This is a genomic window from Streptomyces sp. CT34 (genome assembly GCF_000805335.1).
Lineage (GTDB): Bacteria > Actinomycetota > Actinomycetes > Streptomycetales > Streptomycetaceae > Streptomyces.
This window is the reverse complement of the sequence record NZ_KN708638.1, coordinates 7,602,456-7,625,388: the sequence shown is the minus strand read 5'-3', so window position 1 is coordinate 7,625,388 and position 22,933 is coordinate 7,602,456. Positions and strand designations below refer to the sequence as shown.

Sequence of the window (22,933 nt, the reverse complement as noted above, 5' to 3'; positions counted from 1 at the left end):
GAGGTGAATTCAGTCGGGGCGGCGGACGAGCTCCACCCCGAGCAGTTCCATCCAGGGCTTCCCGTCCTGGTCGAGCAACGCCAGATCACAGCGCGCGCCGGTCTCGTGGACCTTGCGTGCTCGCACCACGCACCGAGCAGGCGCCGGGACCGGACCGCGCCGGTATACCCGGCACTCCGCGACGGCCATGGGCAGGTTGGCCTCCCCCAACACACTCTCGGCCCACAGCCCGGCCAGTTGCAGCCCGCCGTCCAACGCACCCGGGTCGAGTTGCCAGTTGTCTCCTTCCCAGCCGAGCTCACGTAGACCGGTCACTTCACCCTCGGCGCCATGAGCGGAGATTCCCCGCACCGAGCGGATGGCCTGGAACCCCGATCCGTGGAAGAGCACCCGGCCGTCGTAGATCTCTTCACGGGGCAACGGAGCCATACCGCCCGGAACGCTCCACTCCGCCGGCTGCGGAGAGCGTGCCCCGAAATCCAGTACGGCGCGAAAGTGCGGCGTGCCGTCCGCGTCGAGCAGCTCGGCCGCCAACTCCGAGAGCGAACCGGTGAGTTCGGGACGGCTGCGCAGGGCCAGCCGGTGGCCGCGGCCGTTGAGGTCCGGCAGAACGACCTTGTGGAACACACGGAGGTCACGTAGCACGGGAAGGTCCACGGGGGGCCGCCAGGCCGCGGCGGCTCTGGCGAAGAGGTCCAGTGCCAGCGCCACCGGCAGCACCGGGTTTCCCGCGATCTGATGGTCGACCAGGTAGGGGTGGCTACGGGAGGACAGACGCACCTCCGCGGCGTCCGGTCCGCTGGTCGCGTTCATGGGGTCGAGGTCCTCCCCTGCCGCGATGATTACTCGCGTGTCAGTGGAAGGATCGGCCAACTCGGCGGTGAAGGCCGTGGCGCCCAGTCCGACCGGGATGAGCGGGACACCAGAGCGGTCGAAGTGCTCGGCCAATGCAGGGGTGACCATACCGCCGTGCCACGGCCCCCAAGCGAGGGCCCGTACCAGGCATCCGGGCCGCCGAGCCCTTTCGGCGGCGGCCGCCTGGTTGAGGACCTCGTTGGCGATGGCGTAGTCGCTCTGCCCGGCGTTGCCGCGGACCGCGGCAACCGAGGAGAACAAGACGATGACGTCCAGTGGATCCGCCTCGGTCGCCGCGAGCAGCGCGCGCAGACCGTCGACCTTCGTGCCCAGCACAGCCCGGAACTGCTCGTCGGTCTTGTCGGCGATCAGCTTGTCGGCCAGCACCCCCGCACCGTGCACGATCCCGGTGACCGGCCCCCACTCCCTACGCACCCCGGCCAGCGCGGCCGACAGCACACCGCTGTCCCGGACGTCCACCGGCAGGTACCTGACGGACGAACCGGCTTCCTCCAGCGCCGCCACCGTGGCCCGGACCTCCCGTGCCGCAAGAATCCGCCGGGCCTCCGCGGCGACCGCCGCGGGCACGCCACTGCCGCCGGAACGCTCGGCGAGAGCACGAGTGAGCGTGGCCTCATCGCCGGCGGCGGCCAGGCCGGCGGGTTCGGTGACGAGTTCGGTGCGGCCGAGGAGCACGATTCGGGGTTTGCAGGTGCGTGCCAGCTCCAGCATGGCCGTCGCGGTCACCCCGCGTGCGCCGCCGGTGGCGACGATCACCGAGTCCGGCCCGATCTTTGCCGCTAGGCCGGACGCCACGGGCGCCGGGACCGCTGCCAGCGTGCTGCGGGTGCCGTCGGCGCGCAGGCCGACCTCCAGGGCCGGCCCGCCGCCCAGCAGTTCCCCGACGATCGCCGCCGCGACGGCTTCGGCTGGGCGTTCCCCACGTTCGCAGTCGATGGCCTTCACCGAGGCTGCGGGCCATTCCCTGGCTGCCGTCCTGGCCAGTGCGGCGATACCGCCGAGCCAGATCCGTTCGGGTCGGCTGCCGCGGAGGCCGAAGTCACCGCCGGTGTCCTGTACGGTTACCAACAGCCCGCCGTGCTCGGCGAAGTGGGCCGCGACCGAGCGCGCCACCTGGAACGCCTCCTGCTGGCGCGCCAACGCCTGTTCCGGCGAATCGAGTTCGGCGAGCCCACCGAGGTACACCACCCCCCGTACGTCTGCGGGCACGCTGGTCACCACGTCGGCACTGATGCCGTATTCCGTAAGCCCTGCCACGACCAGTTCGGCAACGCCGGAGCCGTCCTCGGTCACCACGATCGGTCCGTCCCCGAGCCCCGCCATCGCCAGCCCGGGTGCAGGCGTGTCGACCGCACGAACCGCGAGCCGGGTGAGCTCGGTCTGCTCCTCCAGCTCCGGTGGCTGTGCAGTGGGCGCTGCCGCGCCGACGGTGTCCTGCGTCGGGGCCGTACCTGTGGTGAATCCGTCGGCGATCTCCCGCAGGGTGCGGAGTCTGCCCAGCTGGGCCACGTCAACCGTGGGCAGATCACCCACGTGCTCTCGCAACGCTGACAGAATCTCCACCCGCTTGATCGAATCCACTCCGAGATCCGATTCAAGGGCCATGTCCAGGTTGAGCATCGCGGCCGGATACCCCGTCCGCTCGGCCACCACCGACAACAGCAACTCCCCGAAGGTGTCCGGAGTCGTCACCGGTGCGGATGTGTCAGAGGGCGGAGGCGCATCGGGTTCGGCCATGGCGGGTGGCGTGGGTAGCGTCCTCGAAACGAGGGGTGCCTGAGGTGCTTCAACCATCTCCAAGGCCGGCAACGCCGGCGCCGGCACCATCGGAGTGGTGACCGTCTCTGTGGCGGCCTGGCCGCCCAGCAGCGCGGCGAAAGTGGACTCGGTCGTCCTCAGGAAGGCCATGTGGCTCTCGGTCAGCATGCGCTGGCAGGCGGTGTGCGTCTCCGCCATGTGCCGCTGCGCACTCTCCATCATGGCGAACCAGTTCGCATCCACGGGGTGCGCGCCGGAGTCCGAGGCGACGGGTGCCCGCTCGGCGGGGACGGCCGCCGCTTCCTGGCGGGGCGGGTTTGGTGCGGGCAGTGCGCCGGCCCCGCCCTCAGGCGGGTAGACCTGGCCGTGGTTGGTGCCGCTGAGTGGCACGGTCATCGCGGGTTTACGCTCCTTTGCTGCTGCCACGGGGGGCGCGTAGGGCTCCCACAGTTGTTCGTAGTCAAGTCGCACGCCGCGCACGGCAAGGCGGCCGAGTGCCTCGTGAAGGGCGGTGGCCCCGTTGCGCTTCGGATGGTCCAGGCTCACCGCCAGGTGCTCGCGCTCGCCGAGGATCTGCCCGACCAGCCCGGTAAGGCCGGCGCCCGCGCCGACCTCGACGAAGGTCCGCGCACCGGCGGCGTACATGGCTTCGATCTCGTCGCTGAACATCACGGGGGCGGCGAGGTGTTCGGCGATCCTGCGGCGGATTGCGGCGGGTTGTGCGGGGTAGGTCGACGCGTCTGCGTTGCTGTAGACCGGAAGTCGGGGCTCGCGGATCGCCGCGTCGCCCAAGAACTCGAACAATGGCTCACTCGCCGCAGCAACGAGCGGCGTGTGGAAAGCGGTCGCGGCGTTGAGGCGGCGTGCGCCGATGCCATCGGCGGCGAGTTCACGCTCGATCCTCTCGATCGTGTCAGCGGCGCCGGACAACACGAACTGGCTCGGTGAATTGTGGTTGGCCAGCCACACGTCGGTGGCGCCGCTGCTGGTGACAGCTGTCTCGACTCTCGCCCGCTCCGCCGTGACGGCCAGCATCGCACCGGGCACCCGCGCGGCCTCACGCATCAACTCGCCACGCCTGCGGGCCACAGCTACCAATGCCTCGGCATCCAGTGCGCCCGCCGCGTGCAGCGCCGTCAGCTCACCGAAGCTGTGCCCTGCAACGCAGTCCGGCTCCAAGCCGAGGCCGCGCATGACCGCCAGGAGTGCGAGGCTGTGCACCGCCAGCGCGGGCTGCGCCCACTCGGTTGCCCGCAGCAAAGAGTTCTGGCCGTCCCGCTCTTCGTCGTTGAAAGCGGGTGGTGGGAAGACCACGCGGTGCAGTGGCTGTCCATCGAACTCGATGCTGCCCAGGCGGTCCCACGCGGCCTGGGCCGAGGGCGCCGTCATCGCCAGATCGGCGCCCATGTTGATGTACTGGGCGCCCTGGCCAGGAAAGAGGAAGGCGATCCGGTCGGTGGCGGGAGCACCGGTGGCGTAGTGGATCCCGCTCGGGGCGGAGAAGGCCATGTCGGGCTGCCGCCGGATCTGCACGGCGGCGTGGGTGAGCTTTTGTTGCAGGTCTGCGGTGTCGGTGGCGACGACGGCGAGCCGTACCGGATCATCGGCCCGGAATGCCGCCTGGCTCTCCCGTGCGATGTCGGCCAGCGCGCGGCCGCCGTCGAAGTCTCGCTCGAGCACGGCCTTCGATGACGCGCCGCTGAGAACCACCAGCTCGGAAGGGGCGGTGCGGACACGCCAAGGCAGGCGGTCAGCAGCCCTGGCGGTGTACTCCTCCAAGGTGACGTGGAAATTGCTGCCGCCGAAACCGAAACTCGAGACCGCGGCGCGGCGCGGATGGTCGCCGGCACGCACCCACGGTCGCGGCCGGGTGTTCAGGTAGAACGCGCTGTCACCGATGTTCATCGCGGGATGGGGCTGGTCAACCTTGATCGTCGGCGGCAGCACCTTGTGATGCAGGGCCAGCACGGTCTTCAGTAGCCCTGCGGCGCCCGCGGCGCATTTGGTGTGCCCGATCTGGGACTTGACCGATCCCAGTGCGCACCATTGCCGGCCTGCCCGGCCGGACTCCCCGTAGACATGGCGCAGCGCAGCGAACTCCGCGGAGTCGCCCGCACCGGTACCCGTGCCGTGCCCTTCAACCAGCTCAACGGTCCCCGGGCCGTAACCCGCCTCGGCGTAGGCTCGCCGCAGGGCACGTGCCTGGCCTTCGGACAGCGGCGAGTAGATCGCGGTTCCCTTGCCGTCCGAGGAAGTACCGATACCACGGATCACCGCGTAGACGCGGTCGCCGTCCCTTTCGGCATCGGCCAGACGCTTCAACGCATACATCGCCAGGCCCTCGCCGAGCATCGTGCCGTCGGCGGCGGCCGAGAAGGGACGGCAGTCACCGCTGGCCGACAGAGCGGGCGTCTTGGAGAAGCACAAGAACACGCCGATGTGGTTGTCGGTATCGACACCGCCGCTGAGCATCAGGTCGGCCCGGCCGAGCGCGAGTTCGCCGACCGCCGCGGTCAGCGCCGCGAACGAGCTGGCGCATGCGGCGTCAGTGGTGTGATTGGTGCCGTGCAGGTCGAACCTGTTGGCGATCCGCCCCGCGATGACGTTGGAGAGCAGCCCTGGGAAGGTCGACTCCTGCCAGGGCGTGTAGTGCTCGGTGATTCGGTCACAGACGGCCTGAGCCTCCGCCTCCGGAATGCCGTTTTCCCGCATGGCCTTGAGCCATACCGGGCGTTGGATCCGCGCGTTCATCTGGATCAGGAGTTCCAACCCAGCCGCGCCGAGGATGACACCGACCCGCCCGCGGTCCACAGTGGACAGCGCGTCACAGTCGATGAGGACCTGCTCGGCCACGGACAGCGCCAGCAGTTGGCTGGAGTCCGTGGCAGGAAGCGTGTTCGGGGGGATGCCGTAGGCCAGCGGATCGAAGTCGATTTCGGGCAGGAACGCGCCGCGCCGGGCGTAGGTCTTGTCCGCTGCGGCGGGGTCAGGGTCGTAGTAGTCCTCGACGAGCCAGCGGCGCGCCGGGACATCGGTGATCACGTCACGCCCGGCTACCACGGTGCGCCAGAACTCTCCGGCGTCCGGTGAACCGGGAAGCAGGGCGCCGATACCGATCACGGCGATGGGGACCTGCCTGGATTGGGCGTCGGTCATGCTCTTTTTCCTTGCCGATCGGTGCGGTCATGCGAGACGGCGCGGGGTGAAGTGGAACGCCGAGGCCGTTATCGGCAGGCCGTAGGTGCGGAGCTGGTGTGCGCGGGTGACGACGGCTGCGCCTTCGAGCAGGTTGAGAGCGATCTGCACCACCGAACGGTTGGTCGGTTCGGCGAGGAAGCTGCCCGCGGTCCACCGGTTGAACGCGCCCATCGCCGGACCACACCAGATCTGGTAGTCGGTGCGCCGGGCGCTGTCCCCGCTGATGGCCCAGCGGTTGGAGTTGCCGAGGTACCAGCGGAAGACCAGCGCCATGCGATGTTTGGGATCGGCTTCCGCCCGGGCCAGTTCCGCCGGATCACGCTGCTGCCAGAACTGCCGGGTAGCGGCCCAGACTTCCTCGATCGGCGCCCGCAGCACCTCGCGTTCGAGTTTGGTGCGCAGCGCTGTCGGAAGCTCTTCCAGCGAGGCATGTACCTGGTATGCCTCATAGAGCTGGCCTGCCCGGGGCGCGAACATGGTGCCGCGGCGCAGAACTTGGAGCTTGATGCCCATCTCGAACATGTCGGCCGCGGGCGCCATGACCACATCGGCGATGTCGGCCTCGGCCAGCATCGCCTTGGCCTCCTCGGAGATACCGGCCTCCGTGGCGACCTGGTTCACCGATCCGGTCACCACGTAGTCCGCCCCCAAGGCGAAGGCGGCGGCCACTCCCGTCGGCGTGCCCAGTCCGCCCGCGGCACCGATCCGGACCTTCCGGGCGTAGCCGAAGCGCCGGGTGAGCTCGTCCCGCAGCAGCAGAATCCGTGGCAACAGCGACCCCAGCGGTCGGTTGTCGGTATGTCCACCGCTGTCGGACTCCACCGTGATGTCCTCGGCCATCGGCACCCTGGCGGCCAGTTCCGCCTCTTCGGCAGTGAGTTCCCCCAGCTCCACCAGTCGCCGCAGCAGACTCTGGGGTGCCGGGGAAAGAAACCTCTCCGCTGTCTCCGGCCGAGAAATCTTGGCGAGAATCCGTCGACGGCGCACGATCCGGCCCTCCCCATCCCGCCGCAGCCCCGACGCCGAGCACAACACGACCGCCGGAGTCAGTTCCATGAAGGCTGATACCGAGATGCAGGGGACCCCGTAGTGGAGCAGCAGTTTCGCGACGCGGTACTCCAACTCGGCCTCGGACGGGGAATGGATGAGGTTCACCCCCCAGTTCGACACGCCCGTAAGCTCAGTGACCAACTCCCGTACAGCGCTCTCGATCTGAGGCAGTCCCAGTCCGCCGGCACCGAAGAAGCCGAGCATCTCGGCTCCGGCCATCGCCATGACCATCCGGGTCGTGGCAATGCCGTTGGCCATCTCCCCCGCGACGTAAGGGAAACGGACACCGTGTGCCTCGCAGAAGGTACGGCCGCCCAGCCACTCCGGATACAGCGGCGGCAGCGTGCCCACGATCCCACCTGCGGGTCTGGGACCCAGTACCAACCCGAGTCCGCCCCCTGCGGTGTCGGCCACGATATGCGCGTGTTCCCGGACTCGCCGGACGCCGGCCGCGATCTCCTCCGCAGTGAACATCGGCGGCGTGCCGACGGCGTCATCGCATTTCAAGAGGGACAAGAGGATCTCCATCAAGGTGTGAAGGGCCGAAGGGCGCACGCGGACACGGCTGTTCCACGGCCGCCACACCCGCGATCAGGTAGTCCAGGTCCACGTGCACCCCGGACAACGACGCACCGAGCAACGTCCGAACGCGGGTGTCGTCGAAGCGCCGACGATGGCTGAGATAGGGCGTGAACCCCGGATAGAGATCCGCTGCGGCCTCCAGCGGAGTCAGGTCGTAGGGCCGGTGCTCGACCAGCTCCAGTCGCATGGGCGCGAGCCGCTCCAGCAGGGCCACGATGACCGGGACCGGTACGTCGTGGTCGTGTACGACGTGGTAGGTGTCCACGCATCCGGAGGGCTGCCTGCTCGCCAGCCGGACCATGACCGAGGCCGCATGGTCCACCGGGAGCAAGTTCAGGTGACCGTGAGGAGATCCGGTCATCCGCATCACCGGCCGGTGTCCCTCGGCAATCCCCACCCCCGCCATATCAAGCCGGCACAGCACGGTCCGGAAGATCTGATCCACGAACTGCAACGGGTGCTCGGGCAGTTCAGGATGCGGTGGCAGATCGCTGACCAGAATGCTCGGCCGCAAAACCACGACCGGGCGGCCGTGCGTCCGCGACCATTCACGCACCATGATTTCGGCCTCGTACTTGGACCGCTCGTAGGCGTTCTCGAAGCCCAGCGCGTCGTCCAGCTCGTCCTCGTACGCCACACCGTCCCGGCGCGCGCCGGCCACGAATGCGGTGCTGATGTGGTGAACCATCGGCTTTCGGCCGCCGGCAGCGGCGAGCGCCAGGACGTTCCGCGTGCCCTCGACGTTGACCCGGCGCAGTTTCACCAGGTCATCGTCGAGATTGATGTTTCCCGCGCTGTGCCAGATCACGTCGAGCTCATCGGCCAGCCTCTGGAAATCGGCCGAGGACAGACCGATCCGGGGCCGGCTGAGGTCGGTCTCCACCACACGTAGCCGCTTGGGCAGTTCTGTGATCAGCGCAGCGGGCGCGCCGGTGAGTTCGAAGAACCGGGTGATGCGCCGCAGCGCGCCACCGGATCCGGCATGGGCCAGCAGAGTCAATGAGTCATGGCGTTCAAGCAACTCTCGGACCAGCCGCAGACCGAGAAACCCGGTGGCACCAGTGAGGGCGACGTGCACTGTCGATGCCTCCAAACCCAGAGGGAAGTCAGGGGCATTGCGCCCGGCTTCAGCCAGAGGTTGGGAGGGACCTGGCTGCCACGGCCCGTTCCGGGAAACCCTTGGCCCTCCATCACGGACCCAACCCCAACTACCAAGAGTAAGGAGATGATTACACACCGTTGTAGATTGCGGTCAAGTGGGGTTGAACTCCAACCCCCATGCGTGAGAGCCTAGTTACGTTGCGTGTGCGAGCGGCCGGGTCCAACACGCCCACATCGCGGGACTTACCGCAGGGTGGCAGCGCTCCCAGTGGTCAGCAGGCGACAGTTCGGACCCGATCCCGCTTCAGCCCGGAACTCACTACGGACCTCACCCGGTTGGGGTATTCGGATCCAGTACCGAGGTGGGGCATCGTCCATTGTGCGACGCGGGTGAACGGGGTCAAGGCGCCCCGGCTCCGTGGCAATTGAGGAATGCAATGAGTGATCGTGCACGCACCGACCAAAAGGATGCGAGTATCCTGCTCCCCGCTGTCGGCATCGGACTGTGCGTCGCGGCCTCAATGACCGTCACGGCGGTCTCGTGGACTTTGGACACGACACGGCAACTCATCGTGTCGGTCCTGAGCCGTCGATCAACGGGCCTACGCGACTCGTCGAAAAGGCCTTCAATGGGCCGGCCCACAACACCCTGATCCTCGTTTGGGCGGCCACTGCACGTCAGTCGACCGCGCATCCGGACCAACGACCAACCCGTCCGCGCGAATCCACCTGGCAACGCCAGGGACACGGATGCCCCGCGGTCGGTCCATGAGGCCAAGGCAGTTGCGATGGCAGGAGTGCCCGCTACGGTGTGATCGGTGCGGAGAGGAGGTCGGCGTGCGGACGATCAGTTTCTGCCGGCATGGAGTAGTCCCCGCCCCACGAAGCAGGGTGGGGACTACTGGCGAGCCGCTCAGTGCAGTTGGCGCCCCATCTTTGCGGTTCGCCTGTTCTTCTCCTTGGTGTCCCACCACTCTTCCAACGAGGCACGAACCAAGTGCACGCGTTGCTGGGGACGTTCAGGGGCGGGGTGGGAGGAGGTGAGGGCCTGGTGCCGTGCAACAGCTCGGACCCCGTCACCCGCCCAAACCCTTTTCAGGGGCAGGTAGCCAGGCTCTCCACCAGGCCGTGCGGGCGGCGTCGTTACCATGTGTCGCACGACCTGCCGGCTGAGCGTCTGTGCCCGTCCCATCTTGCCCGATGGGCGCACCACCACCGTGCTCGAGGCCGCGCAGTATCCGAACATGGCGAAACCGGCCCGTTTCAATATGCCGAACCGACTTCGTTCCTGGAGACGACATGAGCAGTGCCCTTCTCGTGATGGACGTCCAACGAGCCATCGTGGACATCGCCGACGACGGCTCCGGATACCTGCCACGCCTGCGCAGGGCGATCGACGGAGCCCGGGCGGCCAACATCCCCGTGATCTACGTGGTCATCGCGTTACGTCCCGGCTTCCCGGAAGTCGGCACGCGCAACAGGGCTCTCGCTGCCATCGCACGGGCCGGCCGCTACGTCGAGGGCGCCCCAGGCACCGAGATCCACCCCGAGGTCGCCCCCCGGCCGGGCGACGTGGTGGTCACCAAGAGACGGGCGAGCGCGTTCTCGGGCAGCGATCTCGAGGTGGTGCTCAGGGCACGCGGTATCGACAGCCTCGTGCTCACCGGCATCGCCACCAGCGCTGTCGTGCTGTCCACCCTGTGCCAGGCGAACGACCTGGACTTCGGCCTCACCGTCCTCTCCGACGCCTGTCTGGATACCGACCCAGAGGTGCACCGGGTCCTCATCGAGCGACTGTTCCCACAGTGGGCGGATGTCCTCACCGTCGATGGCTGGCTGAAGACGACCGCACCTCAATAGCGGCTGCTTGTCAGGTCACCCCGGGAGCGTCCGAGCGCCGGAGGGGTTTGGCTCCCAACTTCCGGGCTCCGACGGCGTGTTGGTGGGCGCGGAACGACAGTGGTCGACGGGCACCGGCCGGACCAGGCGCCAGGCTCAGCCCCGAAGCGCTTCCGACAACCTGTGCCATGTGGTTCCGCCACGGAGGGCGACGTCGCGCACAGGCACCGAGAACCACGGGGGGATCGCCACCAGCACCCCGCAGACGGCAGCCCTGTCCGCCGATTCAGCAGCTCAGCACACCCACGAGCGCTGTACCACCAGCAGACCAAGAACCTCCTGTGTCGTACTCGCCGAAGAAGCTCGGGTTCTTCCAGGGGCACGAGAAAAGGCGCCTGACCCGGGCCTGTGCCGGTCGGGCGCCTTTCGCGCTGCCGTTGGGACCGGGGCAGGAAGTGGGGCGCCGAGCCGCGGTGAATCCGTTTCGCGGTGCGTTCCGTATACGTGATTGATGGATGGTTTGGGGGACGTGTGGAAGGGGCGAGCATGGGAGTTTTCGCGAACCTGACACCCGCGATGGGCCGTCGCCATGGCGACCGCTCGACGGGCCGGCGCCGGGACACAGGCGGACATGACCACGACCGCGATCGCCGCGAAGGTCGGCGCCGCGACCGTGACTTCGATCATGACCGCGACCGGGACCGTGGAGACAGGTTCTTCGGAGGGAGGTACTGAGCACTCGTCGATGTCTGTGCGCGGCCGGGCTTGCTGCCCGGCCGCACCAGTCCGTGAGGCGACATGAGCGGCACGCGGCCGTACGCTCCCTCCCACGGTGACGCCCCGGGCGGCGGCGCGGGAAAGGAGAAGACGCGTGCTTCCACGCGTACTTCCGCGGCGAGTCGCCTGACGCGGACGGTGCGGCGGTTGCTGTCCGTCACCGTGGAGGCCGTCGGAGCGGAGGGCATCGTCGAGGCCGCGCCGCCGGTGGCCCTGCGGGACATCTTCCGGCGCTTCTGGCCGTACACGCGCGGTGGCCGACGCTGGCTGGTGGTGATCCTGGCCTTCGTGGTGCTGGGGCCGGTCGTCGACGCCGCCGAGATCTGGCTCTTCAAGATCGTCATCGACGACATGCTGGTCCCGCGCAACCTGCACCTCTTCGTGCCGATCGCCCTCGCCTATCTGGGGTTCACCTTCTTCGCCGGAGTGCTCGCCTTCGCCGACGACGTGACCTCCACGTGGGTCGGCGAACGGTTCCTGCTGGCCCTGCGGTCGGATCTGTTCCGCCACGTCGAAGGGCTGTCACTCGGTTTCTTCGAGCGGCGGCGGCTCGGCGACGTGCTCTCCCGGGTGACCGGTGACGTGGACGCGGTCGAGACGTTCCTGCTCTCCGGGATCGTGAACGCGATCGCCCAGGTCATCCGGCTGGGCATCTTCCTCGGCGTGCTGTTCTTCCTGCGCTGGGACCTGACGCTGCTCGCCCTCGTCATCGCCCCCCTGTTCTGGTTCACCGCCCGGCGCTTCTCCCGGCGGGTGAAGGCCGCATCGCGGGAGCGGCGGCGCCGCAGCGGCTCGATCAGCGCGATCACCGAAGAGGCTCTGGGCAACATCGCCCTCGTCCAGGCGTACAACCGGCAACGGTGGGAGCACGGCAGGTTCGAGCGCGAGAACCTCGGCAGGTTCCGGGCCGCCATGGTCTCCGCCCGTCTGGGTGCCGTGTACACCACGGTCGTCGACGTCATCGAGCTGACCGGCGCGCTACTGGTGATGGGCCTGGGCACCTGGGAACTGGCACGAGGCCACCTCACTCTGGGCGGCCTGATGGTCTTCCTCACCCTGCTGAGCAGGCTCTACGGCCCGATCCGCGGCATCTCCGGTCTCAGCAACACCTTCTACTCGGCGTCCGCCGCAGCGGAGCGGATCATCGAACTGCTCGACCAGCGGCCCCAGATCGTCCAGGCGGCGGCCCCGCGGGAACTCGGCCGTGCCCGCGGTGAGATCGAGTTCCGCGATGTGTCCTTCCGCTACCCCGGGACCACGCGGCCGGCCCTTTCGGATGTCTCGTTCGGCGTGGGACCCGGCGAGACGCTGGCGCTCGTAGGGGCCAGCGGTGCCGGGAAGTCGACCGCTGCCAAGCTGCTGCTGCGCTTCTACGACCCGGACCGGGGAACCGTTCGTCTCGACGGGAGCGATCTGCGCGACCTGCGCCTGGACGACCTCCGGGACAACGTCGCCATGCTGCTCCAGGAGACCCTGGTCCTCCACGGCACGGTGCGGGACAACATCGCCTACGGCCGCCCCGGCGCGAGCGACGAAGAGATCGTCGCAGCGGCCCGCGCCGCGGACGCACACGACTTCATCAGCCGGCTTCCCGAAGGCTACGACACGGTGGTGGGCCAGCGCGGCCGGCTGCTCTCCGGCGGACAACGGCAGCGGCTCGCCATCGCCCGCGCCATGATCCGCGACGCGCCCGTGCTCATCCTCGACGAGCCGACCACCGGCCTGGACGCGGAATCAGGCCGGCACATCCTGCAACCACTGCGGCTGCTGATGAGCGGACGCACGACGGTCCTCATCTCCCACAACCTGCTCACCGTCCGCGATGCCACCCGGATCGTGCTTCTCGAACACGGCCGTATCGCCGACCGCGGCACACACGACCAGTTGCTCGCCCGCAGCGCGGCGTACGCACGGCTCTACCGGCCGCACGGGACCGACGGCGCCTCGAAGGTCGAGGTGCCGCCATGAGCCGTACCCGAGACCTCGGACCGCCGCCGCTGACGGCCGGCACGACGGTGGCCCCGCGCTACGAAGTTCTCGCGCACCTGTGCCGCACCGGCTGGCTGGACCTGTACGACGCCTGGAGTCAGGAGCGGGAGTGCCGATGCGTCGTGAAGGTGCTGCGCCCGGACCGACGGGGCGAGCGGAGAGTGCGTGAGCAGCTGCTGCGAGAGGGCCGCTGGCTCCAGGCATTCACGCACCCGCACCTGGTCCGAGGCTACGAGACGGGCGAAACCCCGCAACCCTACGTGGTGTTGGAGACCCTCACCGGGGAGACGCTGTCACACCTGATCGACCGTCGGCGGCGTCGGCTGGCCGCCGACGACCTCGCCCTCCTCGGCCTGCACCTGTGCTCGGCGCTTCACTACCTGCACGGTAAGAGCCTGCTGCACCTGGACCTGAAGCCGTCCAACATCGTGGTCGGCTGCCGGCGTGCGAAGGTGCTCGACCTGAGCATCGCCCGCCCACCCGGCCCCGCCCCGCCAGGCATCGGCACCTTCTGCTATCTCGCTCCCGAGCAGGCCCGCGGCGGGATGCTCACCCCCGCGGCCGATGTCTGGGGAATCGGCATCACGCTGTACGAGGCCGCCACCGGCGAGGTCCCCTTCGACGACGGCAAGACCTTCGACGTGCGCGGAGACGGCGAAGATGGCGGAGACAGCGGAGGTAGCGGAGGTGGCGGGGATGCGGTCGACGACGAGTCCGGCAGCGCGTCACAAGGGGAACAGGACGCCGAGAACTACCGCTACCCGCAGCTCGACGAACGGGCCCCGTCCGTGGCCATCCGCCGGCACCTGCCTCGTCCCCTGACCCAGGCGATCGACAGCTGCCTGGCCCCCGACCCGGACGCCCGGCCGGCACTCCCCCAACTCGCGGCAGCGCTGGACGAGTTGCTGCCGCAAGGCCGGCGCGCGGTACCGGCGGCCGACTGAACACCGACCGACCGCATCCACACACGTTCGGTAGATTTCCCATCACCGTTGGTGCACGGACCCGTGCAGGCCCACGCGGGCCCATGGGACCCATGCGGCCAGTGGATCGGGCGGTGGCGCCGAGGGACACTGGATACGTGGTCTTCCGCAACCGCCAGGCAATCCCCTGGCCGGGCCGGACCGTACTGAGAGATATGCAGAGGTTGCAGCTCCCGGCCGGACACGTCCCGGACGAGGCGCTGCTGGCTGGTCTGGCCACGGGCGACCCTGAGCTCGCCGTCACGTTCGTCCGGCGATTCCAGCACACGGTCTACGGCGTGGCCATCGCGGTCACCCGCGATGCGCAGCTCGCCGAGGACATCGCCCAGCAGACGTTCGAGCGTGCCTGGCGGCACGCGCAGGTCTACGACTCCCGCCGCGGATCGGTGACAGCGTGGCTGACGACCATCGCGCACAACCTCGCCATCGATGCCGTCCGGTCGCGCCGGCCGGAGCCGGTGGCCCCCGAGGATCTCGACGCGCTCCTGGAGGCGGTGACCGACACCCCCGAGCAGCAGGCGCTGGCCGACGAGGCGTCGTCCACCCTGCGGGCCGCGGTGGCGCGGCTGCCCGGCGAACAGGGCCGCGCCCTGGTGATGGCGGGCATCTACGGGATGACCGCTCAGCAGGTCGCCGACCGGGAGCACATCCCGCTGGGCACCGCCAAGACACGGATCAGGGCCGCGATGGGAAAACTGCGCACCGCACTCGCCTCGCCGAATCCCACGGACCCGAACCACCCCACGCCTGCGAATCCCCCGCCGGCGAATCCCACATCTGCGAATCCCGCAGATCCGCATCCCGAGTCTCCGGAGCGAGGCCGCCATGACTGAGGACCTGAGCTGCGACCAGCTGCACGAGACCGGTGCCGAGCTGGCACTGGGCGTGCTCTCGGGCCGGGAGCGGGCCGAGGCGGCGGCCCATCTGGAACGCTGCGCGGACTGCCGGGAGTACCTCGAACAGCTTGTCCTCGTCGGCGACGGGCTGCTCGGTCTCCTGCCCGGCCGCGAGCCGCCGGCCGGCTTCGAAGCCCGGGTGGCTCGGCGGTTGACCCAGGCCCAGGCCGCGCGCGACGGACGCGGGACCGAGCGCGGCTTCGAGCCACGGCGCGCGCGGCTCGGCAGGGGCGTACGGCTACGACTGGCATCTGCCGCCGCCGCGCTCGTGCTCGGCCTGGGATTCGGCGGTTGGGCCCTCGGCACGGCCATCGAGGACGTGGTGGCCGGCCCCGCACGGCCCGTCCAGGCCGGGGCGGGGCTGCTGTACGCGGATCTGACCGGAGCCGGGGCGGAGCATCGGCAACCGGCCGGTGAGATCTATGCCCATCCCGGGCCAGATGGCTGGGTCTTCATGTCCGTCGATCTCTCCAAGGCCGGGAATCCGTACACTGGTTACGTCACCTGCCTGCTACAACGAACCGACGGCACAACCGTCCGGCTCGGTACCTTCCAGCTGTACGACGGCGACGGCTACTGGGGCGCCCCGACCTCCGTGGACCGCGCCACGCTCTCCGGCGCCCTCTTGACCGCGCCCGACGGCCGCGTGCTGGCAACCGCCCACTTCACCACACGGTGAACGCCGCCGATCTCGCCGCGGAGGCCGGCAGGGCTGCATGAGGTTGGCCCAGCCGCATGACGTCCCATCAGTGCCCGCTGCCGCCCGTTGTCACGTAGACCGTCGTGTAGTGGTGCCCTTTGGTGGTCCTGTTCCAATGCCAGTGGGCGACCTGATCCGGTTGGAGGTCCCAGACGGTCCGATGCCGGTACTTGTCCTCCTCGTCCTCTGCGGCGACCCGCCGTTCGAGCTTTTCGCAGTTGCGGTAGTACTGCTCCATCGGTGCGCCTTCGGGATTGAGCGGGTCGAACGACGTCCAGCACGGCGTGTTGCCACTGCCCTGTTCCGTGGCGTAGGCGATGGCGACGGCTGTTCCGGTCGCCATCAGGAGCGCCACCGTCGCCAACAGCAGGCGCTGCCTGCGGGTATGACGGCGAGCGTCGGCCCGGTGGGCGGCTTCGGCGGCGATGCCGGCGTTGACGAACGCCTGCTCCCGCGGGCTGAGGGCGGTGGGTTCCCGGACCGCCAACTGCCGGGCGCGTTCCAGTCGCGTACCCCGGTAGAGCTCGCCGGGATCCCGGCCGAGGGCTTCCCAGTCATCGGCGGCCTCGGTGAGGTGGCGGTGCAGGCAGAGGTTCGCCCGGTCCGTGGTCAGCCAGTCACGCAGGCGTGACCAGCAGCGGATCAGTGCTTCATGGGTGATCTGGACGCTGTCCCCGTCGAGGGTGATCAGTCGTGCCGTGGCAAAGCGTTCGAGCACGATCCCGATGCGCGGATCGGCGGGGAGTTCGTCCCGGGTGATGCGTCGCCTGGTGTCTTCGCCGTCGTCGGGGTCGTCGGCCAGGGCCACGAGTCGCGCCAGAAGGCCCTTGGCCACCGCTTGTTCGTCGTCGGCGAGAGCGCGGTAGGCGGTTTCGGCGGTGTGCGCCAGTGCGTGCTGGATACCGCCTGCGGCTTGGTAGCCGGCGAGGGTGAGCGTGTTGCCTCGACGGCGTCGCCAGGTTGCCAGCAGCGCGTGCGAGAGCAGTGGCAGCACGCCGGCTTCGCCGGCCGCGTCGGCAACCAGCGTGACCAGCAAGGGCGTTTCGACGGTATGGCCGAGCCGTACCGCAGGCTGTGTGATGGCGCGGCGCAGTTGGTCCGTGGTCATCGGGCCGACCAGTACCTGCCCGTCCTGCAGGGCGCCGGCCAGCTCCGCGTAGTGGGCGCACTGGGTGTAGAAGTCCGTCCGGACACCGATGACGACCCGGCATCTGCTCGTCGGTGCGTGGGTGGCGATGATCAGCGCGTTGATGAACAGCTCTCGTTCCTCGGCGTCGCGGCAGAGCGTGAAGATCTCCTCGAACTGGTCGATGACCAGCAGGAGGTCGGTGTCGTCACGGTCGGCCAGGGCCTGGCGTACCCGCAGGTGCAGATTGGCCGCGTCGGCACGCAGTTCGGCGCGGAGCGCTGCCGCGGACTCGCCGGTCAGGCCGGCGAGTTGGACGGCGCACTCCTCGATCGGATGCGGGCCCGGAGTGATCACGATGATCGGCCGGTCGGCGGCGCCGCGGCGTAGCTGTGCGATGAGTCCGGCCCGCAGCAGCGAGGATTTGCCGACGCCCGAGGCACCGAACACACCGAGGAAGCGCCGGTCCGCCACCTTGTCCAGCAGCTGCTGGGTGAGCGTTTCCCGGCCGAAGTACCGTTCCGCGTCTTCGGGTTGGAAGGCGGCCAGTCCGACGTACGGAGGCGGGCTGTCATCGGGCGGCGCGAGCTCGGGTGCCGACCGGGCGGCGAGTTCGCCGGCGAGCGCGTGCCAGCGCCGTTCCCATTCCTCGGTATCGCCGTCGCATGCGCGCACGTACGCCAGGGTGACCTGAAGTGAGGGAAGGCGGCGTCCGCTCGCCGCCTCGGACAGCGTTCCGGCAGAGTAGTGCGCCCGGCGCCCCAGCTCCCGGTACGGCGGGCTGCCCGCTTTCGCTCGCAGGCTGCGCAGGCCCGCCGCGAAGCGGGTCAACGCATCATCGCCAGGGTCCAACGGACGTTCACGACGAGGCACAGCCCTCCCCCTTCCGTGCCGGCGACCGCCCCCTGCGATCGCCGTGCGACACGGTGTCATGCATGCCGTCGTTCGGTTGTTCGGCGGCCGATGCCGAACAAACCAACTGTCCTATACCTCAGTGTGTGAGGCGACCGGTTCCAGGTAACCGCCACCGCCAGGGAACGAAGAACAGGGGGAAGGATCATGCCCGTGAAACCCTTGCGACGGCGCATCATCGTCGGCCTGATCGGCGCGATGACGCTCGTGGGGCCAGTGGGCGGAGCGGGCGGGGCAACAGCCTCGCCGGGCCTGCCGAAGACCGATACCGGCAAGGTGAAAATCGAGGAGGACTTCGCCGACCCAGGAGTGGTCAAGGGCGAGGACGGGCTGTGGTACGCGTTCTCGTCGCAGACGGATCTGCCGGAGCCCGCCGCGGCCCGCGTTCCGGTGGCCAGGTCGGTGGGCACGGACCCGGCCGGTGAGTGGCAGTCGCTGCACGATGCCTCCGGCGCCCGGACGGACGCGCTGCCCGATGCCGGGGCGTGGACCGCACCGGTGGATCGGTCAAGGGACGCTCCGCAGTTGTGGGCACCGGATGTGTCCCCCCGCCCTGCCGGCGGCTACCTGATGCTGTATTCCGCGCTGCCCGGAACCAGAGACGAAGAGGGACACTGTGTGGGAATGGCCACCGCGGACCATCTCGGCCCGAACGTTCACTTCGACGCCGCGCCGGCCGAACTGTTCTGCGGCCCGGACGGCCCCGACGGCCGACCCCGAGGCGTTATCGACCCCGCCGTCTTCGTGGACACCGACGGCTCCCGCTACATCGTGTACAAGGTCGAGCCCGTCCGAAGCGACGACCCGGACCAGCGGGTGCCGAGCGAAATCCACCTCCGCAAATTCGTCGACCTCGGACCACAGGGGCTGCGATGGGACGGCGGACCAACCAAGATCCTTCAGGCCGATCCGTCCTTCGACGACCCCGAGAACGGCCAGCTGGAGGCACCGTTCCTCGTACACCACGGTGCGCACTACGTGCTGTTCTACTCCGCAGGCTGGTTCAACAACCCCGGCTACTACACCGGCTACGCGACAAGCACCAGCCTGACCGGCGGCTATCAGAAGTCGGACACCAAGCTGCTGGACTCCGACGTAAGCCGGAGCACCGGCCCGGCCCACCCGGCGCACGATGTACCCCGGATGTCCCGCACCTCGGCACCGAGCGGCGCCACCCGACCTCTCGACGGTTGCGTACCCGGGAACGCCAACCAGCTTTCCGGACCGGGCGGAGCCACGGTGTTCAGCCGGGCGGACCGCGACTACATCGCCTATCACGGCATCTGGACCTGCGACGGCGGCCAACTCAGGACAAGGGCCCTGTACGTGGACCGACTCGCCTGGACCACGGACGACACGCCCTACATCGAGGCCGGTTGAGGGACGGGGGCCGTTCCTTCGTGGCGTGAAGGGTGACGGAAGCGCCACACGAGAGCGGTGGCCAAGGAGGCAGCGGGAGGGGCGGGCGCCCGCCCCTCCCGCTGCCTCCCGTCACGATCTCCCGCCCTCCCCTCTCCCGCTCTCCCCCTCTCCCGCTCCGCGGATGCCGACCGGACTGCCGCTGCCGCCGGTACGCGCACTGTGGGGGTCTTTCGGGCGGATTGCCGGTCGGTTGGCAAGGCCCTCCGCGCCTCGCCGTTTCTGCCGCGGCTGTGCCATTCCCGTTACGTCGCCCCGGCACAGGCAATGAATCGCGCCACGCGGATTAAAGGCGGAATCGGGTCGGTAAAAGGTTTCCCCGTTTCTGGTGAGAAGTTCGTTGAAAGCGTCGGCTGCGGCGTAAGGGGCCCCGAACATGCCGAAGACTGCTGCGCATGGCTACGACAGTCCTCGACACAACCGCCCCCGCCGGCGCCGCCGCCCGTCGCATGCCCTGGCGATCGCCGGTGGGGCAACCTGCATACGCGCGGCCGGCGCTGCTGGTCATCACCGTGCTGGCCGCCGTGCTCTACGCGTGGGGGATCAATCACAGCCATTACCACACCTTCTACGCGAACGCCGTGCGCAGTATGACGGAGAGCTGGAAGGCGTTCTTCTACGGTTCCTTCGACCCCGGAAATTCCATCACTCTCGACAAATTGCCGGGATTCCTCTGGCCGCAGGCGATTTCTGCCCGGATTTTCGGATTCCACCCCTGGGCGCTGACGCTTCCTCAGGTATTGGAGGGAGTGGCGAGCCTTCTGGTCCTGTACCGCGTGGTGCGCCGCTGGGCAGGCGACAACGCGGCGCTGATCGCGAGCGGTGCTTTCCTGCTGACGCCGGTGGCGGTGGGGCTGTTCCGTACCGCCGTCGAGGACCCGCTGTTCACCCTGTGCGTGCTGCTCGCGGCGGAGGCGACCCAACGCGCGGCGGAGGCGGGCCGGTTGCGTCCGCTGGTGATGGCCGCGGTCTGGGTCGGCATCGGCTTCCAGTCGAAGATGCTGGAGGCGTGGGCGGTGCTGCCCGCGCTCGCCGTGGTGTACCTGATCTCGGCGCCGGTCCCGCTGCGGAAGCGGCTGGCGCATCTCGGGATCTCCGCGGTGGTGATGACCGCCGTCTCCGCCTCGTGGATGGTGGCCGTCGCCCTCACTCCGGCCAACGACCGGCCGTATGTCGACGGCACCACGAACAACTCCGCGTTCAGCATGGTGGTCGGTTACAACTTCCTGAACCGCTTCTCCTCCCTGGGCATCAGCGCCGCCTCCACCGGCAGCATCACCGCCACGCGGGGCGGCGGACACGGCGGAGGCCATGGCGGGAGTCAGGGCGGCGGTGCGCCGTACGGTGGCGGGACGGGCGAGGCGGCGGGTGCGGCGGGCGGCGGCGCACCGCACCCGCGGCACGCCGTCGGCAGCGGCACGCCCGGCACGCACGCCGGAGTTCAGGCGGGCGCCGACCGGCTGCCCGACCCGGCCCACGGCGGCGGGCCCGGCGGCTTCGGGGGCGGCGGCCAGGACGGCTGGTCGAAGATGTTCGGCTCGGCGCTCGCTTCGCAGACCGGCTGGCTCTACCCGTTCGCCGCCATCGCCGTCGTCTGCGGCCTCCTGTGGCGCCGCGGCAGCCCGCGCACGGACCGGGCCCGCGCGGGGTTCGCCCTCTGGGGCACCTGGCTGGCCACGTACTTCCTGGTCTTCAGCGCGGGCAGCGTCGGCGGCCACACGTACTACATGGGCGTGATCGCGGTGCCGCTCGCCGCGCTGACCGGCGCCGGCACCACCATGCTGTGGCGCGCGTACCGGGCCGGTGGCCGGCGCGCCTGGGTGCTGCCCGGTGCGGTCGCCGCGACGGCGGCGTGGGGCGCGTTCATCGCCGGCGAGTTCCCGTCCTTCCTGCCGTGGCTGGCCCCGGCGGTGGGCGTGCTGGGGCTGACCGCCGTCGTCCTGCTGGTCCTCGCCCGCCCGGGCGGCGCCCGGTCCGGCGGACGGCTCGCCCTGGTGGGTCTCGCCGCGTCGCTGGTCGCCGTGCTGCTGGCGCCGAGCGCATGGGCGGTGCAGGTCTTCAACCCGGCGTACGGCAGCTCCGGAATGGGCGCGGTCGGCCCGTCCGGCATGCGCGGGGGCCATGGCGGCCACGGCACGGCGAAGTGGCCGGGCGGTGCGCACGGCAAGGGCGGCTTCGGCCAGTCCAGCGGCCAACTCACCACCGGTCAGCGCGAGTTGCTCGCCTACACCAGCGCCCACCGCGGCTCGGCCGAGTACGTCTTCGCCACCGACGGCTGGAACAGCGCGTCCCCGTACATCCTCGCCAAGGGCACCCGCATCCTCCCCCTGGGCGGCTTCAGCGGCCAGGTTCCGTTCCCCACCGAGGCCGGGTTCCGGCAGTTGGTGACGTCGGGCAAGGTCCGCTACGTCCTGCTGGGCGGCGGGCGCGGTATGGGTGCCCTCTTCGGTGGCGGTGGCCGCGGCACGACGCCCACCACCCGGATCGCCGACTGGGTACGGTCCCACTGCACCCGCGTCCCGGCCGCGGCCTACGGCGGTACGCAGTCCCCGAAGACCGCGACCGCCGGGGCGGGCGGCGCCGCGCAGACCCTCTACCGGTGCGGTCCGGCGCGTTAGCCGTCCCCTGCACAAGGCACCGCCCCCGCTCGTGGGAAACGGTCGGGGGCAGTGCCTTGTGCGGTGCCGTACGGGGATTCCGGAGGATGCCAGAGGATGCCGGAGGGGATTCCGGCGGCCGGGCCACCGCTCCCCCGGGACCGGAACCGGGCCGCGGCACCCTCGCGGCCCGGACGCCGGGTGCGTCGGGCGACGTTCCGGCACTGCCTCAACTGACGCTGCTTCAGGCCAGGTTCTTCTCGATGGCCGCGATGTAGCGCTTGATCGAGTGGTCCCGGACGCCGGCGGTGGCGGGGGCGAGGGCGTCGGCGGTCAGGCCCTTGGCGCGGTCCGCCAGGCCGCCCAGCAGGCCCATGGAGTCGTGGAGCTTGCCGTCGGAGTCGATGTACCTCAGCGCCTCGACGTGCGTGTAGACGGGCTCCGGCGGGAGCTGCGGCACGATGTCGTTGTTGTTGACGAAGCGGTACATGCGGTTCCGGAAGCCTTTGTTGTACGCATCCGCCAGGATGCGGTCACAGGTGCGGGGCTGGCCGTAGGTGTAGACGCCGTCGGCCCGGAGCCGGGGCTCCTCCATGTACATCCGCGCCCCGGCGAGCATGGCGAGCGCACCGCCGAGGCTGTGGCCGGTGAACCACACCGTCTGGCCGTTGGTGCGCAGTTCGGCCAGGGTGTCCTTGACGTCTGGGAAGATCGACTGGAGCGCCTCGGCGAAGCCGTAGTGCACATATCCCGTCTTGGCCGGCCCCGGCCAGGGCTGCGTGCCGGCATCCGAGAGCCAGTCGCGGATCTCCGTCGGTTCCGTGCCGCGGAACGCGGTGATGATCATGCGGTCGCTGGCGGCGGTGTACGCCTGGGTGTCCTCCAGCGGAAACGGCGGGGTGAACCGCGTCCGGTGGTGGCGCACCTCGTCGAAGCCCCAGTCGCGTACCCGGGACTCGATGGTGGCCTCGTCCTTGTAGGCCAGATCGGATGCCTGGGCCAGCCAGTAGGCCAGGGGGAGGCTGTACCCGGTGGTCGCGCGGTGGTCGATCGCGGACGGCGCTGACATGGGGGCTCCTTTCACTTCTGCTGTGGCGCACCGGGGGTTCGTCCCGGTGCGAGAAGGCTCC

General features: G+C 69.6%; 12 protein-coding genes. 7 read left to right on the top strand and 5 right to left on the bottom strand.

Annotated elements, in window-relative coordinates; genetic code table 11:
* Window positions 1-9 precede the first annotated feature (9 nt).
* The 3 genes from RZ84_RS33095 to RZ84_RS33085 are packed head-to-tail and all read right to left on the bottom strand — an operon-like array spanning window position 10 to window position 8,542.
* Window positions 10-5,790 carry a type I polyketide synthase gene (locus RZ84_RS33095; protein WP_043268177.1) on the bottom strand — a complete coding sequence of 1,927 codons (5,781 nt, stop codon included), beginning with the start codon at window positions 5,788-5,790 and terminating at the stop codon, window positions 10-12.
* Between the two features lie 27 nt (window positions 5,791-5,817).
* Window positions 5,818-7,356 (bottom strand): PfaD family polyunsaturated fatty acid/polyketide biosynthesis protein, encoded by a 1,539-nt coding sequence (locus RZ84_RS33090; protein WP_241778116.1) that lies wholly within the window; start codon window positions 7,354-7,356, stop codon window positions 5,818-5,820.
* 19 nt (window positions 7,357-7,375) lie between these two features.
* Window positions 7,376-8,542: an SDR family oxidoreductase gene (locus tag RZ84_RS33085; RefSeq protein WP_052230342.1), complete on the bottom strand. Its 1,167-nt coding sequence runs from the start codon at window positions 8,540-8,542 to the stop codon at window positions 7,376-7,378.
* A gap of 1,322 nt (window positions 8,543-9,864) precedes the next feature.
* Here RZ84_RS33085 and RZ84_RS33080 point away from each other — a divergent pair.
* The 5 genes from RZ84_RS33080 to RZ84_RS33060 all read left to right on the top strand — a co-directional run bounded on the left by RZ84_RS33080 (window position 9,865) and on the right by RZ84_RS33060 (window position 15,728).
* Window positions 9,865-10,425 carry a cysteine hydrolase family protein gene (locus RZ84_RS33080; protein ID WP_043268173.1) on the top strand — a complete coding sequence of 187 codons (561 nt, stop codon included), beginning with the start codon at window positions 9,865-9,867 and terminating at the stop codon, window positions 10,423-10,425.
* An 894-nt stretch (window positions 10,426-11,319) separates the two neighbouring features.
* Window positions 11,320-13,149, top strand: a complete 1,830-nt coding sequence (locus RZ84_RS33075; protein ID WP_241778115.1) for an ABC transporter ATP-binding protein — start codon at window positions 11,320-11,322, stop codon at window positions 13,147-13,149.
* Window positions 13,146-14,114: a serine/threonine-protein kinase gene (locus RZ84_RS33070; RefSeq protein WP_043268169.1), complete on the top strand. Its 969-nt coding sequence runs from the start codon at window positions 13,146-13,148 to the stop codon at window positions 14,112-14,114. The genes RZ84_RS33075 and RZ84_RS33070 overlap by 4 nt, the downstream gene beginning before the upstream one ends.
* Before the next feature lie 137 nt (window positions 14,115-14,251).
* Window positions 14,252-14,986: an RNA polymerase sigma factor gene (locus RZ84_RS33065; RefSeq protein ID WP_241777974.1), complete on the top strand. Its 735-nt coding sequence runs from the start codon at window positions 14,252-14,254 to the stop codon at window positions 14,984-14,986.
* Entirely contained in the window at window positions 14,979-15,728 is a 750-nt protein-coding gene (locus RZ84_RS33060) for a hypothetical protein (RefSeq protein WP_043268165.1), read from the top strand. Before RZ84_RS33065 ends, RZ84_RS33060 begins: the two co-directional genes overlap by 8 nt.
* 67 nt (window positions 15,729-15,795) lie before the next feature.
* Here the strand turns inward: RZ84_RS33060 and RZ84_RS33055 are convergent, their stop codons facing one another.
* On the bottom strand, window positions 15,796-17,550 hold the full coding sequence (locus tag RZ84_RS33055; RefSeq protein ID WP_157878977.1) for an nSTAND1 domain-containing NTPase: 1,755 nt from the start codon (window positions 17,548-17,550) through the stop codon (window positions 15,796-15,798).
* A gap of 390 nt (window positions 17,551-17,940) precedes the next feature.
* Between RZ84_RS33055 and RZ84_RS33050 the strand changes: the two genes are divergently transcribed.
* Window positions 17,941-19,167 carry a glycoside hydrolase family 43 protein gene (locus RZ84_RS33050; protein ID WP_043268163.1) on the top strand — a complete coding sequence of 409 codons (1,227 nt, stop codon included), beginning with the start codon at window positions 17,941-17,943 and terminating at the stop codon, window positions 19,165-19,167.
* A 434-nt stretch (window positions 19,168-19,601) separates the two neighbouring features.
* A complete protein-coding gene (locus RZ84_RS33045) occupies window positions 19,602-21,824 on the top strand; it encodes an ArnT family glycosyltransferase (protein WP_043268161.1) in 2,223 nt (740 codons plus the stop codon).
* A 223-nt stretch (window positions 21,825-22,047) separates the two neighbouring features.
* On the opposite strand, the gene RZ84_RS33040 is transcribed toward RZ84_RS33045, so the two are convergent.
* Complete coding sequence (locus RZ84_RS33040) at window positions 22,048-22,872, bottom strand: lipase family protein (protein ID WP_198540094.1); 825 nt, start codon at window positions 22,870-22,872, stop codon at window positions 22,048-22,050.
* Between the last annotated feature and the right edge of the window lie 61 nt (window positions 22,873-22,933).